At 60.9% G+C, this 522-nt stretch carries 1 rRNA gene; it reads right to left on the bottom strand.

Annotation, left to right across the window (positions count from 1 at the left end):
• Positions 1-407: 407 nt before the first annotated feature.
• Positions 408-522: ribosomal RNA gene (locus E1200_RS33465) — 16S ribosomal RNA — on the bottom strand; the annotation flags it as partial.

Genomic DNA, 522 nt, shown 5'->3' with positions numbered 1-522 from the left:
CACAACCCCTCAAACCGAAGAGAAATGACGGCATCGCCGTTCACCAGAGATGCTCGCGTCCACTGTGCAGTTCTCAAAAAACAACCGGGCCCACCAAAACCACACCACCCAACACAGGTGATGCGGTCCTGGTCCCGCAGTCCGAGGCCACCAGGCTCACGCCCGTTTCCTCAGGACCCAACAGCGTGTCCAACCCACCACCCACCCGACACCAACGTTCCCACTCCCCTCCGACCTGCGAGAGATCGGAAAGACGGTACTTGCCGGCTCACACGAGCGGTGAGCTGAGTAGCCAGTGCTCCACATCTATGAGCAGCCACCTGACAGACACTCGCTGTCAACAGCGGCCACCGACCATCGCATCCCACCTGAGCAGGACCAACGACGGCCAGTTATGTGCTCCTTAGAAAGGAGGTGATCCAGCCGCACCTTCCGGTACGGCTACCTTGTTACGACTTCGTCCCAATCGCCGGCCCCACCTTCGACCGCTCCCCCCACACAAGGTGGTTGGGCCACGGGCTT

The organism is Actinomadura sp. GC306 (genome assembly GCF_004348665.1).
Taxonomy (GTDB): Bacteria; Actinomycetota; Actinomycetes; order Streptosporangiales; family Streptosporangiaceae; genus Spirillospora.
This window is presented reverse-complemented; position numbering and strand designations above follow the sequence as displayed.